This is a genomic window from Kitasatospora sp. UYEF31 (assembly GCF_057291755.1).
The window spans coordinates 170,913-187,520 of sequence record NZ_JBXAWK010000001.1; the positions used below are offsets into that span (position 1 = coordinate 170,913).

11 protein-coding genes are annotated in these 16,608 nt (G+C 65.5%); all 11 read left to right on the forward strand.

Annotated features, from left to right (window positions below; translation table 11 throughout):
* Positions 1–17: 17 nt before the first annotated feature.
* The 11 genes from nusG (at position 18) to fusA (ending at position 16,511) form a co-directional block, all read left to right on the forward strand.
* Positions 18–881 carry a transcription termination/antitermination protein NusG gene (gene nusG / locus AC0Z36_RS00795; RefSeq protein ID WP_485460620.1) on the forward strand — a complete coding sequence of 288 codons (864 nt, stop codon included), beginning with the start codon at positions 18–20 and terminating at the stop codon, positions 879–881.
* A 183-nt stretch (positions 882–1,064) separates the two neighbouring features.
* Positions 1,065–1,499, forward strand: a complete 435-nt coding sequence (rplK, locus tag AC0Z36_RS00800; RefSeq protein ID WP_485460621.1) for a 50S ribosomal protein L11 — start codon at positions 1,065–1,067, stop codon at positions 1,497–1,499.
* 104 nt (positions 1,500–1,603) lie between these two features.
* Positions 1,604–2,320 (forward strand): 50S ribosomal protein L1, encoded by a 717-nt coding sequence (gene rplA / locus AC0Z36_RS00805; RefSeq protein WP_485460622.1) that lies wholly within the window; start codon positions 1,604–1,606, stop codon positions 2,318–2,320.
* Positions 2,321–2,527: 207 nt separating this feature from the next.
* The gene (locus AC0Z36_RS00810) at positions 2,528–3,346 is read left to right on the forward strand and encodes an SCO4651 family lipoprotein (protein WP_485460623.1); all 819 of its coding nucleotides are present in this window, start codon (positions 2,528–2,530) and stop codon (positions 3,344–3,346) included.
* A gap of 366 nt (positions 3,347–3,712) precedes the next feature.
* On the forward strand, positions 3,713–4,279 hold the full coding sequence (rplJ, locus tag AC0Z36_RS00815; protein WP_485460624.1) for a 50S ribosomal protein L10: 567 nt from the start codon (positions 3,713–3,715) through the stop codon (positions 4,277–4,279).
* A 124-nt stretch (positions 4,280–4,403) separates the two neighbouring features.
* Positions 4,404–4,781, forward strand: coding sequence for a 50S ribosomal protein L7/L12 (gene rplL, locus AC0Z36_RS00820; RefSeq protein ID WP_485460625.1), 378 nt, complete (start codon positions 4,404–4,406; stop codon positions 4,779–4,781).
* A gap of 681 nt (positions 4,782–5,462) precedes the next feature.
* The gene (gene rpoB / locus AC0Z36_RS00825) at positions 5,463–8,948 is read left to right on the forward strand and encodes a DNA-directed RNA polymerase subunit beta (protein ID WP_485460626.1); all 3,486 of its coding nucleotides are present in this window, start codon (positions 5,463–5,465) and stop codon (positions 8,946–8,948) included.
* Between the two features lie 132 nt (positions 8,949–9,080).
* Positions 9,081–12,956, forward strand: coding sequence for a DNA-directed RNA polymerase subunit beta' (locus AC0Z36_RS00830; RefSeq protein WP_485460627.1), 3,876 nt, complete (start codon positions 9,081–9,083; stop codon positions 12,954–12,956).
* A 538-nt stretch (positions 12,957–13,494) separates the two neighbouring features.
* Entirely contained in the window at positions 13,495–13,869 is a 375-nt protein-coding gene (gene rpsL / locus AC0Z36_RS00835) for a 30S ribosomal protein S12 (protein ID WP_485460628.1), read from the forward strand.
* Positions 13,869–14,339, forward strand: coding sequence for a 30S ribosomal protein S7 (gene rpsG, locus AC0Z36_RS00840; protein ID WP_485460629.1), 471 nt, complete (start codon positions 13,869–13,871; stop codon positions 14,337–14,339). Before rpsL ends, rpsG begins: the two co-directional genes overlap by 1 nt.
* 42 nt (positions 14,340–14,381) lie before the next feature.
* Entirely contained in the window at positions 14,382–16,511 is a 2,130-nt protein-coding gene (gene fusA / locus AC0Z36_RS00845) for an elongation factor G (RefSeq protein ID WP_485460630.1), read from the forward strand.
* The last annotated feature ends 97 nt before the right edge of the window (positions 16,512–16,608 follow it).

Below are 16,608 nucleotides of genomic sequence, written 5' to 3' on the forward strand. Positions count from 1 at the left end.
AGGAAGAAGCAGCCACCGTGTCAGACCCGAACCTGACTCCCGACGCAACTGACGTCGAGGAGCCGGGGACCCTGTCCGAGCAGGCGGAGGTCGCCCCCGAGGAGACCGTCGCCGAGGCCGTTGTGGCCGACGAGGCCGCCGAGCAGGACGACATCGTCGCCGCTGCGGATGACAAGCCCTCCGATGCCACGGGCGACGACGCGGACGCTGAGTCCCAGGAGCCGGCCGTCGAGGCTGAGGTCGAAGCCGCCGTTGAGGCCGAGGTCGACCCCGACGCCGAGCAGGTGGAGACGCTGGAGGACTTCCGGGAGGCGCTGCGCCGCGCCCCGGGCGACTGGTACGTCATCCACTCGTACGCCGGTTACGAGAACAGGGTCAAGGCCAACCTCGAGTCCCGCACGACCTCCCTCAACGTGGAGGAGTACATCTTCCAGGTCGAGGTTCCGATGGAAGAGGTCGTCGAGATCAAGAACGGTCAGCGCAAGACCGTCAAGCGCAACAAGTTCCCCGGCTACGTGCTGGTCCGCATGGACCTCACGAACCAGTCGTGGGGCGCCGTGCGCAACACCCCGGGTGTCACCGGCTTCGTCGGCAACGCGCACGAGCCCTTCCCGCTCACCCACGACGAGGTCTTCAAGATCCTCGCGCCGGAGGAGGAGCAGGCGACCTCCGCGGACGGTTCGGGCAAGTCCCGCACCGAGGTCAAGGTCCTCGACTTCGAGGTCGGCGACTCGGTCACCGTCGTGGACGGCCCCTTCGCGACGCTCCAGGCGACGATCAACGAGATCAACCCGGACTCGCAGAAGATCAAGGGTCTGGTGGAGATCTTCGGCCGGGAGACCCCGGTTGAGCTGTCCTTCAACCAGATCCAGAAGAACTGAGAGCGACCTTTCGCTCCAACAGCTTCCGCTCCCGGGGACCCCTCTTGTCAGGGGTCCCCGGACCGCGGTGGAACCGGCGCCTTCACAACGCGGTTATCGTTGTGTGGGCGCCACGTCGCGTGTATCCGTAAATTCGGATCATGAGGCGCCTGAGAATCACTCTCGCATCGAAGGACCCGGAACATGCCTCCGAAGAAGAAGAAGCTGACAGCTGTCATCAAGCTGCAGATCAAGGCCGGTATGGCCAACCCGGCGCCGCCGGTCGGTCCCGCACTGGGCCAGCACGGCGTCAACATCATGGAGTTCTGCAAGGCCTACAACGTCGCGACCGAGTCGCAGCGTGGCGACATCGTGCCGGTGGAGATCTCGGTCTATGAAGACCGTTCCTTCACCTTCGTCACGAAGACGCCGCCGGCCGCGCGCCTGATCCTCAAGGCCGCAGGCGTTGAGAAGGGCTCCGGCGAGCCGCACAAGACCAAGGTCGCGAACATCACCGCAGCCCAGGTCCGCGAGATCGCCACGACCAAGATGGAAGACCTGAACGCCAACGACCTCGACGCCGCGTCGAAGATCATCGCTGGTACCGCCCGTTCCATGGGCATCACGGTCGAGGGCTGACACAGCCCCTCCTGTGACGCGTCTGCGTCGCAGAGCCATGTGGTAGGGCCATGCTTCGGCCCGCATCCACCACGACTCCTCTCAAGAACTTCCAGGAGCAATCAGTGAAGCGCAGCAAGACTTACCGCGAGGTCTCCACCCTGGTGGACCGTGACGCGCTGTACAGCCCGCTCACGGCCGTCCGCCTGGCGAAGAAGACCTCCAAGGCCAAGTTCGACGCGACCGTCGAGGTCGCCATGCGTCTGGGCGTCGACCCGCGCAAGGCCGACCAGATGATCCGCAGCACGGTCATCCTCCCGCACGGCACCGGCAAGACCGCCCGGGTCCTGGTCTTCGCGACCGGTGACCGTGCCGAGGCAGCCCGCGCCGCGGGTGCCGACATCGTCGGCGCCGACGAGCTCATCGACGAGGTGGCCAAGGGCCGTCTCGACTTCGACGCCGTCGTCGCCACCCCGGACCTCATGGGCAAGGTCGGCCGTCTCGGCCGCGTGCTCGGTCCGCGTGGCCTGATGCCGAACCCGAAGACCGGAACCGTGACGCCGGACGTGGCCAAGGCCGTGAACGACATCAAGGGCGGCAAGATCGAGTTCCGCGTGGACAAGCACGCGAACCTGCACTTCGTCATCGGCAAGGCGTCGTTCACCGACGAGCAGCTCGTCGAGAACTACGCCGCAGCCCTCGAAGAGGTGCTGCGTGTCAAGCCGTCCTCCTCCAAGGGCCGGTTCATGAAGAAGGTCGCCTTCTCCAGCACCATGGGCCCCGGCGTGCCGGTCGACCCGAGCCGGATCCGCAACCTCAACGCTGAGGACGAGAACGTCTGAGTCTGACTCCCTGAGTCAGGCCCTGCGGGACCCTTCAGCACTGCGGCCCGGTTCCCGCCACCACTGGTGGCGGGAACCGGGCCGTCGCTGTTTTCCCGTACGGACGAATCGGACAGGTCGGGGGGAGGCCGCAGGCGGCTCCGACCCCGGGGCTACCGTCTGGGCCACGACGTCCGACAGCGACGGTGCGCGAACGGGGTTCAGACCATGTCCGAGAAGCAGCACTCCACTTCCACCCGCACAGTCCGCAGAGCGGGGGCCGGCATCACGGCGTTCGTCGCGGTGGCAGCCCTGGGCGGGCTCACCGCGTGCAGTGACGACGCGAAACCGGCCAAGGCCGCCGACGGCAGGGCGAAGGCGTTCCTTGAGGAGGCCAGGGCCACCACGGCGGCCCGGAAGTCGGCGGAGGTCTCGGGCACGCGGAAGGTCGGTGAGGGCGAGACGATGACGCTCGACGGGAAGGTCGACTGGCAGCGGGGCACCGCTGGGGAACTGACCATGTCGGGGGCGGACGGCGGCGGGCGCACGGTCACCCGGGTCACCCCCGCGGGGGTCTACCTGAACATGGGCGCCGACGGCACTCCCGGCACGCGGTGGATGAAGTCCTCGACCACTGATACGGGTCCCGACGGGCAGGGCGCGATCGGACAACTCATGGTCGACGCGCTCCGGCACGGCGATCCGCTGGCTGCCGTCACCGTGCTACTGCAGTCCGGCGACCTGCGGGAGGTCGGCGAGGAACAGCCCAACGGCTCCCCGTCCCGGCACTTCACCGGCGGCACCGCGGACGGCAAGCTGGACCTGTGGATAGGTCCCGACAAGTTGCCGGTGCACGCGGAGAGCAACACGAAGACCGCTGACGGCCCGGTCGTCTTCCAGGGTGACTACAAGAACTACGGGGTGCCGGTCGAGCTGGCCGCCCCACCCGCCGACCAGGTCTTCGACCTCGGTCAGTTCACCGGTGGAGGAGGCACCCCCGGCCTTCCGTCGAGCCTCCCCGGACTCCTCCCGACGGCTGCTCCGTAGGGACCGCAGCCACCGGCGGTGCGGTGGACCGACCCGGATTTGCCTGTCGCCGGGTCGGTCACGTACGGTATGGACTGCCAAAGACCGCCGGTCGTTGCGCTGTGCCCGTGAAGTCTCCGCAAGGAAACCGCACAGGGAGCACAACGCGACCGAAGGATCCGCAGACAAGCGGACGACCCGCGCTAGGTGTATGAGAGACGTTCTTCCGCTTCAGTTTCCACTGATGTGTGATTCACGCCCCGTGCGCCTGCGCCGGGGCGTTTTTGTTTGTCTGTTTTCCTCACGACCGTATCGGCAGGTCCGCAGGCGTTCCGATCGACCGGTGACGGTCGGTTGTTGTCCACATCACGGAAGGAGGCCGACCCTATGGCGAGGCCCGACAAGGTGGCAGCGGTCGCCGAGCTCACGGAGATGTTCCGTAGCTCCAATGCCGCGTTGCTGACCGAGTACCGTGGGCTCACTGTTGCCCAGCTCAAGGAGCTGCGTCGCAACCTCGGTGAGAACACGCAGTACGCCGTGGTGAAGAACACGCTCACCAAGATCGCCGCCAATGAGGCCGGGATCACCGAGCTGGACGAGCTGCTTGCCGGCCCGTCCGCGGTGGCCTTTGTCTCCGGCGACCCGGTTGAGGCGGCCAAGAGCCTGCGTGACTTCGCCAAGGCGAACCCTCTTCTCGTCATCAAGGGCGGTGTCCTTGAGGGCAAAGCCCTTAGCGCTGACGAGATCAAGAAGCTCGCGGACCTCGAGTCCCGCGAGGTGCTGCTTGCCAAGCTGGCGGGTGGAATGAAGGCGACGATGGCGAAGGCCGCCGCAACCTTCCAGGCCCCCCTCACGGAGTTCGTCCGCACCGCGGAAGCTCTTCGCAGCAAGGTAGAGCAGGGCGGTGCCGGCGAGCCGGCTCCCGCCGCCGAGACCGAGGCCGTGGAGGCCTGATCCGCTCCGGCTCCGGCCGGCGCAGGACCAGCTTCACCCAGCCGACCGTCCCGGTCGCCGGGGGCATCGCCCCCGCCACCCCACACCGCGCGGCCCTGCCGCAAAATTAGGAAGGACCGCCACCATGGCGAAGCTCAGCACCGACGAGCTGCTCGAGAACTTCAAGGAAATGACCCTCATCGAGCTCTCTGAGTTCGTGAAGGTCTTCGAAGACACGTTCGACGTTAAGGCTGCCGCCCCGGTCGCCGCCGCCGCCGTCGGCGTTGCCGCCGTCGAGGCCGCCGAGGAGCAGGACGAGTTCGACGTCATCCTCCTTGGCGCCGGCGAGAAGAAGATCCAGGTCATCAAGGTCGTGCGTGAGCTCACCTCGCTGGGTCTGAAGGAAGCCAAGGACCTGGTCGACGGCGCGCCGAAGGCGATCCTCGAGAAGGTCGCGAAGGACGTCGCAGCCAAGGCTGCCGAGTCCCTCAAGACCGCCGGCGCTTCGGTCGAGGTCAAGTAATTCCGCTGCACCCGGTGTGGTGACGGGCGGCGTCAGCCGCTCTGAACCGCATTCGCCTGAAGGCGGCCACTCCTCACGGGGTGGCCGCCTTCAGGCGTTCAGGAGGGGCGTTGTGGACCTTCTTGGACCCTCCCGACGTGCCCGGGTGGAGTCGTCGGATCTTCACCACAAAGAGTGGATTCTCAGGTCGGATGGCCGGATGGCCTGCTTTCGTCGTCGGACTCGCACGCACGCCCGTACGAGCCCCTCAGGGAACTCCGCAAGCCCACCTGCCTGATACCTCCGCAAGTGCCCCCGTACAGGCCCTGTCCGGCCTGTGAGCCCTCCGGCGCACCCGCTGCGACCTGCGGCGCGGGCTTGTCGGTGGGATTCCTCGCTACCCACGCACCGCTCTGTCAAACGTACTGTTTTCCGCTTCTTCGTTCGCGTCCGGTGGCCCCACGCCCCTTGACGAACCGGACGTGGCGCGCAATTCTTCGGACGCGTCCTGAAGAGCCGTCGCCAGCCGGGGCAGTCCCCGCGGCGCAGAAGCCTCCGATTAGGCGCTGGACAGCGGTGTGCCTTATGGCTACACTGACCCTTTGCGCTGCCTGTTGACGTAACCCCGGTGTGTCCGCACACGTTCACCGAGGCTGTCCCGGTACTGCGCACTGTGAGTCCGAGCCCTCGGAAGGACCCCTCTTGGCCGCCTCGCGCAACGCCTCGACTGCTACAACGAACTCTGGCGCCAGCACAACCCCGCTTCGCATCTCCTTCGCCAAGATCCGCGAGCCGCTTGAGGTCCCGAACCTTCTTGCGCTGCAGACCGAGAGCTTTGACTGGCTGCTCGGTAATGCCGCGTGGAAGACACGGGTAGACAACGCGATCGCCGGCGGCATGAGCGTCCCGACCAAGTCCGGTCTGGAGGAGATCTTCGAGGAGATCTCTCCGATCGAAGACTTCTCCGGGTCCATGTCGCTGACGTTCCGCGATCACCGTTTCGAGCCGCCGAAGAACTCGATCGAAGAGTGCAAGGAGCGTGACTTCACGTTCTCCGCGCCGCTCTTCGTGACGGCGGAGTTCACGAACAATGAAACCGGCGAGATCAAGTCCCAGACTGTGTTCATGGGCGATTTCCCGCTCATGACCAGCAAGGGCACCTTCATCATCAACGGCACCGAGCGTGTCGTGGTGTCGCAGCTGGTGCGTTCCCCGGGCGTCTACTTCGACAAGCAGGTCGACAAGACGTCCGACAAGGACATCTACTCCGCCAAGGTCATCCCCTCGCGTGGTGCCTGGCTGGAGCTCGAGGTCGACAAGCGCGACACCGTCGGTGTCCGCATCGACCGCAAGCGCAAGCAGTCCGTCACGGTGCTGCTGAAGGCGCTGGGCTGGACCAACGACCAGATTCTGGAAGAGTTCGGCGACTACGAGTCGATCCGCCAGACGATGGAGAAGGACCACACCCAGGGCCAGGACGACGCGCTCCTGGACATCTACCGCAAGCTGCGCCCGGGGGAGCCGCCGACCCGTGAGGCCGCGCAGACCCTCCTGGAGAACCTGTACTTCAACCCGAAGCGCTACGACCTCGCGAAGGTCGGCCGCTACAAGGTGGACAAGAAGCTCGGGGTCGGCCAGGGGCTTGAAGCCGGTGTCCTGACGATCGAAGACATCGTCGCGACGATCAAGTACATGGTCCGTCTGCACGCCGGTGAGACCGAGATGCTCGGTGACAGCGGCAAGACGGTCGTGGTCGAGGTCGACGACATCGACCACTTCGGCAACCGCCGTCTGCGCAACGTGGGCGAGCTCATCCAGAACCAGGTCCGAACGGGTCTGGCACGGATGGAGCGCGTTGTGCGCGAGCGCATGACGACGCAGGACGTCGAAGCGATCACCCCGCAGACCCTGATCAACATCCGCCCCGTGGTGGCGTCGATCAAGGAGTTCTTCGGAACGTCGCAGCTGTCCCAGTTCATGGACCAGACGAACCCGCTGTCGGGCCTGACCCACAAGCGTCGGCTGTCCGCGCTGGGCCCCGGCGGTCTGTCCCGTGAGCGGGCCGGCTTCGAGGTCCGTGACGTGCACCCGTCGCACTACGGACGCATGTGCCCGATTGAGACGCCTGAAGGCCCGAACATCGGCCTGATCGGCTCGCTGGCCTCCTACGGCCGGGTCAACGCCTTCGGCTTCGTCGAGACCCCGTACCGCAAGGTCATCGAGGGTGTCGTCACCGACGACGTGGACTACCTGACCGCTGACGAAGAGGACCGCTTCGTCATCGCCCAGGCCAACGCGCCGCTGAGCGACGACAACACCTTCGCTGAGGCCCGTGCCCTCGTCCGCCGTAAGGGCGGCGAGATCGACTACCTCCCCGGTGTCGAGATCGACTACATGGACGTCTCGCCGCGCCAGATGGTGTCCGTCGCTACCGCGATGATCCCGTTCCTGGAGCACGACGACGCCAACCGCGCCCTCATGGGCGCGAACATGATGCGTCAGGCGGTGCCGCTGCTCAAGGCAGAGGCCCCGCTGGTCGGCACCGGCATGGAATACCGTGCCGCGGTCGACGCAGCCGACGTGGTCCTGGCCGAGAAGGCCGGTGTCGTCACCGATGTGTCCGCGGACTACATCACCGTGATGAACGACGACGCGACGAACACCACGTACCGCGTGCAGAAGTTCCAGCGTTCCAACCAGGGCACCGCCTTCAACCAGAAGGTCGTCGTCCTGGAGGGTGCCCGCGTCGAGGCCAACCAGGTGCTGGCCGACGGCCCGTGCACCGACGAGGGCGAGATGGCCCTCGGTAAGAACCTGCTCGTGGCGTTCATGCCGTGGGAAGGCCACAACTACGAGGACGCGATCATCCTGTCGCAGCGCCTCGTACAGGACGACGTCCTGTCCTCGATTCACATCGAGGAGCACGAGGTCGACGCGCGTGACACCAAGCTCGGTCCGGAGGAGATCACCCGGGACATCCCGAACGTCTCCGAGGAAGTCCTCGCGGACCTCGACGAGCGCGGCATCATCCGCATCGGCGCCGACGTCGTGCCCGGCGACATCCTGGTCGGCAAGGTCACGCCCAAGGGCGAGACCGAGCTGACCCCGGAGGAGCGTCTGCTCCGTGCGATCTTCGGTGAGAAGGCGCGCGAGGTGCGCGACACGTCGCTGAAGGTGCCGCACGGCGAGCAGGGCAAGATCATCGGTGTCCGGCTGTTCGACCGCGAGGCCGGCGACGAGCTGCCCCCGGGCGTCAACCAGCTGGTCCGTGTCTACGTGGCGCAGAAGCGCAAGATCACCAACGGTGACAAGCTCGCCGGCCGCCACGGCAACAAGGGCGTCATCTCGAAGATCCTGCCGGTCGAGGACATGCCGTTCCTGGAGGACGGCACCCCGGTCGACATCATCCTCAACCCGCTGGGTGTCCCGTCCCGGATGAACCCGGGCCAGGTCCTCGAAACCCACCTCGGGTGGATCGCCTCCCGCGGCTGGAAGGTCGAGGGAGACGACGAGGAGTGGAAGCGCCGCCTCCGCGGCATCGGTGCCGACCAGGGCGAGCCCTGGACGAAGACCGCCACCCCCGTCTTCGACGGCGCGCGTGAAGAGGAGATCACCGGTCTCCTCGACTCGACGAGCAAGACCCGTGACGGCGTCCGGCTCATCGACAGTTCGGGCAAGGCGAAGATGTACGACGGCCGCTCCGGCGAGCCGTTCCCGCACCCGGTCTCGGTCGGGTACATGTACATCCTCAAGCTGCACCACCTGGTCGACGACAAGCTCCACGCGCGTTCGACCGGTCCGTACTCGATGATCACCCAGCAGCCGCTGGGTGGTAAGGCCCAGTTCGGCGGCCAGCGCTTCGGTGAGATGGAGGTGTGGGCACTTGAGGCATACGGTGCCGCTTACGCCCTCCAGGAACTGCTGACCATCAAGTCCGACGACGTGCTCGGCCGTGTGAAGGTCTACGAGGCCATCGTCAAGGGCGAGAACATCCCCGAGCCTGGCATTCCCGAGTCCTTCAAGGTGCTCATCAAGGAAATGCAGTCGCTCTGCCTCAACGTCGAGGTGCTGTCTTCGGACGGTATGTCGATCGAGATGCGCGACACGGACGAGGACGTCTTCCGTGCCGCGGAAGAGCTTGGTATCGACCTGTCCCGGCGGGAGCCGAGCAGCGTCGAAGAGGTCTGACGGACAGCCGGAGCCCCGTCTGGACGCGGGTCTCCGGCTTCCTCCGCCCGACCATGATGAAGACACAGCCTGTAGTGCGGCAGCCCCCGGCCGCCCGGCAGGACAAACCCCGAAAGAGGGATTGACGAAACAGTGCTCGACGTCAACTTCTTCGACGAGCTGCGTATCGGCCTCGCCACCGCTGACGACATCCGTACCTGGTCGCACGGTGAAGTAAAGAAGCCCGAAACCATCAACTACCGCACCCTGAAGCCGGAAAAGGACGGGCTCTTCTGCGAGAAGATCTTCGGTCCTACCCGGGACTGGGAGTGCTACTGCGGCAAGTACAAGCGCGTCCGTTTCAAGGGCATCATCTGCGAACGCTGCGGCGTGGAAGTCACTCGCGCCAAGGTGCGTCGTGAGCGGATGGGCCACATCGAGCTCGCCGCGCCGGTTACCCACATCTGGTACTTCAAGGGTGTGCCCAGCCGGCTCGGCTACCTGCTCGACCTCGCCCCGAAGGACCTCGAAAAGGTCATCTACTTCGCGGCGTACATGATCACGATGGTCGACGATGAGCGTCGCCAGCGCGACCTGCCGTCCCTCGAGACCAAAATCTCGGTGGAGCGTCAGCAGGTCGAGCAGCGCCGTGACTCGGCCCTCGAAGAGCGGCAGAAGAAGGCGGAAGCCGACCTCGCCGCGCTTGAGGCCGAAGGCGCGAAGGCCGACGTCCGCCGCAAGGTGCGTGAAGGCGCCGAGCGTGAGATGAAGCAGCTGCGCGACCGCAACCAGCGCGAGCTCGACCGTCTCGACGAGGTCTGGACCCGGTTCAAGAACCTCAAGGTCCAGGACCTTGAGGGCGACGAGATCCTGTTCCGTGAGATGCGTGACCGCTTCGGCACGTACTTCTCGGGCTCGATGGGCGCCCAGGCGCTCCAGCGTCGCCTGGAGTCCTTCGACCTCGACGCCGAGTCGGAGAAGCTCCGCGAGATCATCCGCAGTGGCAAGGGTCAGAAGAAGACCCGCGCCCTCAAGCGGCTGAAGGTCGTCACGGCGTTCCAGCAGACGCGCAACAGCCCCAGCGGCATGGTGCTCGACTGCGTCCCCGTGATCCCGCCGGACCTGCGTCCGATGGTGCAGCTGGACGGTGGCCGCTTCGCGACCTCCGACCTGAACGACCTGTACCGCCGTGTGATCAACCGCAACAACCGCCTTAAGCGTCTCCTTGACCTCGGTGCCCCCGAGATCATCGTGAACAACGAGAAGCGGATGCTGCAGGAAGCGGTCGACGCGCTCTTCGACAACGGCCGTCGTGGCCGCCCGGTCACGGGTCCCGGCAACCGTCCGCTGAAGTCCCTGAGCGACATGCTCAAGGGCAAGCAGGGTCGGTTCCGTCAGAACCTGCTGGGCAAGCGTGTCGACTACTCGGCCCGTTCGGTCATCGTCGTCGGCCCGCAGCTGAAGCTGCACCAGTGTGGTCTCCCCAAGGCCATGGCGCTGGAGCTCTTCAAGCCGTTCGTGATGAAGCGCCTGGTCGACCTGAACCACGCGCAGAACATCAAGTCGGCCAAGCGCATGGTCGAGCGTGCCCGTCCGGTGGTCTGGGATGTCCTCGAAGAGGTCATCGCCGAGCACCCGGTGTTGCTGAACCGTGCGCCCACGCTGCACCGTCTGGGTATCCAGGCCTTCGAGCCGCAGCTGGTCGAGGGCAAGGCCATCCAGATCCACCCGCTCGTCTGCACCGCGTTCAACGCGGACTTCGACGGTGACCAGATGGCCGTGCACCTTCCGCTCTCCGCGGAGGCGCAGGCCGAGGCCCGCATCCTGATGCTGTCCTCGAACAACATCCTGAAGCCGGCAGACGGTCGTCCCGTCACCATGCCGACCCAGGACATGGTGCTGGGTCTGTTCTTCCTGACCTCGGACCGCGAGAACCTCAAGGGTGTCGGCCGGGCGTTCTCGTCCACGGCGGAGGCCATCATGGCCTTCGACAGCGGCACGCTGGACCTGCAGTCGCAGGTCGAGCTCCGCCTGCCGGCCGGTACGGTCCCGGGCCGTGAGTGGACCGCGCCGGACGGCTGGGAGCCGGGCGACGCGATCCGTCTGAAGACGACGCTGGGCCGCGCGCTGTTCAACGAGCTCCTGCCGGCGGACTACCCGTTCGTCGACAGCGAGATCGACAAGAAGCAGCTGTCGACGATCGTCAACGACCTCGCCGAGCGCTACCCGAAGGTTGTCGTCGCCGCGACGCTGGACAACCTGAAGGCGACCGGTTTCCACTGGGCCACGCGCTCGGGTGTCACCGTGTCGATCTCGGACATCGTCGTCCCGCCGCAGAAGGCCCAGATCCTTGAGGGCTACGAAGCGCAGGCCGACAAGGTCCAGAAGCAGTACGAGCGCGGTCTGATCACCAAGGACGAGCGCGCTCAGGAGCAGATCGCGATCTGGACGAAGGCGACCAACGAGGTCGCCGACGCGATGAACGCGAACTTCCCGAAGACGAACCCCATCTTCATGATGGTCGACTCGGGTGCTCGCGGAAACATGATGCAGATGCGTCAGATCGCCGGTATGCGTGGTCTGGTGGCGAACGCCAAGAACGAGACCATCCCGCGGCCGATTAAGGCATCGTTCCGTGAGGGCCTGTCCGTCCTTGAGTACTTCATCTCCACCCACGGCGCCCGTAAGGGCCTGGCTGACACGGCCCTGCGTACAGCTGACTCGGGTTACCTGACCCGTCGTCTCGTTGACGTCTCGCAGGACGTGATCATCCGCGAGGAGGACTGCGGTACCGACCGCGGCCTCACGCTGAAGATCGCCGACCGCGGTGCGGACGGTGTCCTGCGCAAGGACGACGACGTCGAGACCGGCGTCTACGCCCGCAACCTGGCCGAGGACGTCCTCGTCGACGGCAAGGTCGTGGCGACGGCGAACACCGACCTGGGTGACGTCATCATCGACGCGCTGATCGCGGCCGGTGTCGAGTCGGTCAAGACCCGCTCGATCCTGACCTGCGAGTCCAAGGTCGGCACGTGCGCCATGTGCTACGGCCGCTCGCTGGCCACCGGCAAGCTGGTCGACATCGGTGAGGCGGTCGGCATCATCGCCGCCCAGTCCATCGGTGAGCCCGGCACGCAGCTGACGATGCGTACCTTCCACACCGGTGGTGTGGCCGGTGACGACATCACGCAGGGTCTGCCCCGTGTCGTCGAGCTCTTCGAGGCCCGTACCCCCAAGGGCGTGGCCCCGATCAGCGAGGCTGTCGGCCGGGTCCGGATCGACGACACCGACAAGACCCGCAAGATCGTGGTCGTGCCGGACGACGGTACGGAAGAACTCGCGTACCCGGTCAGCAAGCGTTCGCGCCTGCTGGTTGTCGAGGGTGACCACGTCGAGGTCGGCCAGAAGATGATGGTCGGTGCGGTCAACCCGCACGACGTGCTCCGCATCCTCGGTCAGCGCGCGGTCCAGATCCACCTGGTGGACGAGGTCCAGCGGGTCTACCGCTCGCAGGGCGTGTCGATCCACGACAAGCACATCGAGATCATCGTTCGGCAGATGCTCCGCCGTGTGACGATCATTGAGTCCGGTGACGCCGAGCTGCTGCCCGGTGAGCTGGTCGAGCGCGGTCGCTTCGAGACGGAGAACCGCCGTGTGATGTCCGAGTCCGGTCAGCCGGCCTCCGGTCGTCCGCAGCTCATGGGTATCACCAAGGCGTCGCTGGCCACAGAGTCGTGGCTGTCGGCGGCCTCTTTCCAGGAGACCACCAGGGTGCTGACCGACGCGGCGATCCACGCCAAGTCGGACCCGCTCCTGGGCCTGAAGGAGAACGTCATCCTCGGTAAGCTCATCCCGGCCGGTACGGGCATGCCCCGTTACCGCAACATCCGGGTCGAGCCCACCGAAGAGGCGAAGGCTGCGATGTACTCGATGTCCGGGTACGACGAGGCTGACTACTCGGCGTTCGGCACTGGCTCCGGCCAGGCCGTTCCGCTTGAGGAGTACGACTTCGGCGGCTACCAGAACTAGCAGTGCGGTCCGGACCGGGCACTACGGTCAGGACGGAGGCGTAAGCCTGACTGAGGCCCCACATCCCCTTCCGGGGGCATGTGGGGCCTCAGTCGTTTTGCGGGCAGGACAGGACCGGATACGCTTGCCCCTGGAACGAGGGTTCCTTACCCGGACCGACTCCGCCAACCAGGCTTTGCAGGCTTGGAAAGGGTGGAAGCGGGGCAACATCCGAGGTCGGCCTTTTCGCTTTGACCTCAGGTGCTGTGGTAGGTAGTCTCTCTTCTTGTGCCTGGGGTTTCCCTGGGTTCTTGCGCGTGCTCACAAGTCCTTGTCACAGGGGACCAGCCGGCCGGCCAGCCGGCTGCCGGGCCGCGGAAGCGACTCACATCCACTTGCCTTCCGGAAACGACACCGCAGTAGTTCGGGCGACACGCCCGACCGCGGGGGTCGGATCGGGGCGAGTGTGGGCTCCCTCGTAGGTGATCCACCAGGCCATGCCATAAGGCGAGGTCGCTTGTTCAAGACGACCCATTAGTTCGAAGAAGACGGAGACGCGGTGCCCACGATCCAGCAGCTGGTCCGAAAGGGCCGGCAGGACAAGGTCAATAAGGCCAAGACTCCTGCCCTTAAGGGGAGCCCGCAGCGTCGCGGCGTGTGCACCCGTGTGTACACCACCACCCCGAAGAAGCCGAACTCGGCGCTTCGCAAGGTGGCCCGTGTGCGCCTCACCAGCGGTATCGAGGTTACGGCCTACATTCCTGGAGAGGGTCACAACCTCCAGGAGCACTCGATCGTGCTCGTTCGCGGTGGCCGAGTGAAGGACCTTCCCGGCGTTCGCTACAAGATCATTCGCGGTTCGCTTGACACCCAGGGTGTCAAGAACCGCAAGCAGGCGCGGAGCCGTTACGGCGCCAAGAAGGAGAAGAGCTAATGCCGCGCAAGGGTCCTGCTCCGAAGCGACCGGTCATCATCGACCCGGTCTACAACTCGCCGCTCGTCACCGCGCTGGTGAACAAGGTTCTCCTCAGCGGCAAGCGTTCCGTCGCTGAGCGCATCGTGTACGGCGCTCTCGAAGGCTGCCGCGAGAAGACCGGTACCGACCCGGTGATCACGCTCAAGCGCGCGCTCGAGAACGTCAAGCCGACCCTTGAGGTCCGCAGCCGCCGTGTCGGTGGCGCGACCTACCAGGTGCCGGTCGAGGTTCGCGTTCCGCGTCAGACGACTCTGGCCCTCCGCTGGCTCGTGGGTTACTCCCGCGCCCGTCGTGAGAAGACCATGACCGAGCGTCTGATGAACGAGATCCTGGACGCGAGCAACGGTCTGGGTGCCGCGGTCAAGCGCCGCGAGGACACTCACAAGATGGCCGAGTCCAACAAGGCCTTCGCGCACTACCGCTGGTAGTCGTAACCCCGTCGAACGAGATACGAGAGAAGACTGAGCCATATGGCCACCACTTCGCTTGACCTGGCCAGGGTCCGCAACATCGGGATCATGGCCCACATCGACGCGGGCAAGACGACCACGACCGAGCGCATCCTGTTCTACACCGGTGTGAACTACAAGATCGGTGAAGTCCACGAGGGCGCTGCCACGATGGACTGGATGGAGCAGGAGCAGGAGCGCGGCATCACGATCACGTCGGCCGCGACGACCTGTCACTGGTCCCTCGATGACGTTGAGAACACCATCAACATCATCGACACCCCCGGTCACGTGGACTTCACGGTCGAGGTAGAGCGTTCGCTCCGCGTCCTCGACGGCGCCGTCACCGTCTTCGACGGTGTCGCCGGCGTCGAGCCGCAGTCCGAGACGGTCTGGCGTCAGGCCGACCGTTACGGCGTCCCCCGCATTTGCTTTGTCAACAAGCTCGACCGCACCGGTGCTGAGTTCCACCGTTGCGTCGACATGATCAGCGACCGCCTTGGTGCGGTCCCGCTGGTCATGCAGCTGCCCATCGGTACCGAGATGGACTTCCAGGGCGTCGTCGACCTCGTTGCGATGAAGGCTCTGGTCTGGACCGCCGAGGCAGCCAAGGGCGAGATGTACGACACCGTCGACATCCCGGCCACGCACACCGAGGCTGCTCAGCTCTGGCGCGGCAAGCTGCTTGAGACGATCGCCGAGTTCGACGACGAAATGATGGAGCTTTACCTCGAGGGCAAAGAGCCCTCCGAGGAAGAGCTGATCGCCGCGATCCGTCGCGCGACCATCGCTTCGACCCTGGGCGACAACAAGACGAAGCCGACGTTCTCCCCGGTGTTCTGCGGTACCGCGTTCAAGAACAAGGGTGTTCAGCCCCTGCTCGACGCGGTCGTGCGTTACCTCCCGTCGCCGCTCGACATCTCGGGCATCCAGGGTCACGGCGTCAGGAACCCGGAAGAGGTCATTGTTCGCCAGCCGAGCAATGAAGAACCCTTCTCCGGCCTGGCGTTCAAGATCATGCGTGACCCGCACCTGGGCAAGCTCACCTTCGTCCGGGTTTACTCGGGTGTCCTTGAGGCCGGCAGCTTCGTGCTGAACTCGGTCAAGGGCAAGAAGGAGCGCATCGGCAAGATCTACCGTATGCACGCTAACAAGCGTGAGGAGATCCCGATGGTGGGCGCGGGCGACATCGTCGCCGTCATGGGCCTGAAGGACACCACCACTGGCGAGACGCTCTGCGACCCCGCCAGCCCGGTGATCCTCGAGTCGATGACGTTCCCGGCCCCGGTCATCCAGGTCGCGATCGAGCCGAAGTCCAAGGGCGACCAGGAGAAGCTGGGTGTCGCCATCCAGTCCCTGGCGGCTGAAGACCCGTCCTTCCAGGTTCACACCGACGAAGAGACCGGCCAGACGATCATCGGCGGTATGGGCGAGCTGCACCTCGAGGTGCTGGTCGACCGTATGAGGCGCGAGTTCAAGGTCGAGGCGAACGTCGGTAAGCCGCAGGTGGCCTACCGCGAGACGATTCGCCAGACCGTTGAGCGTGTCGACTACACCCACAAGAAGCAGACCGGTGGTACCGGTCAGTTTGCCAAGGTGCAGATCGCGCTTGAGCCGATGGAAGGCGACGGCTACGAGTTCGTCAACAAGGTCACCGGCGGCCGTATCCCGAAGGAGTACATCCCCTCGGTGGACGCGGGCGCACAGGAAGCCATGCAGTTCGGCATCCTGGCCGGATACCCGATGGTGGGCATCCGGATGACCCTGCTCGACGGTGGTTACCACGACGTGGACTCCTCGGAGCTCGCGTTCAAGATCGCCGGTTCGCAGGCCTTCAAGGAAGGCGCCCGTCGCGCCAGCCCGGCTCTCCTCGAGCCGATGATGGCCGTCGAGGTCACCACCCCTGAGGACTACATGGGTGACGTGATCGGCGACCTGAACTCGCGCCGTGGCCAGATCCAGGCCATGGATGAGCGCTTCGGTGCCCGTGTCGTCAAGGCCCTGGTCCCGCTTTCGGAGATGTTCGGCTACGTCGGCGACCTCCGCAGCAAGACTTCGGGTCGCGCGAGCTACTCCATGCAGTTCGACTCCTACGCCGAGGTTCCCCGGAACGTGGCGGAAGAGATCATCGCGAAGTCCCGCGGCGAATAGCACTTACGACCGGACTGGTCGGCCGGGGACTCCGTTGAAAGAGTCCCCGGCCGCCGGCCCAGCTCCATCTTGACCCCCCGACGTCGTACGGCGTAAA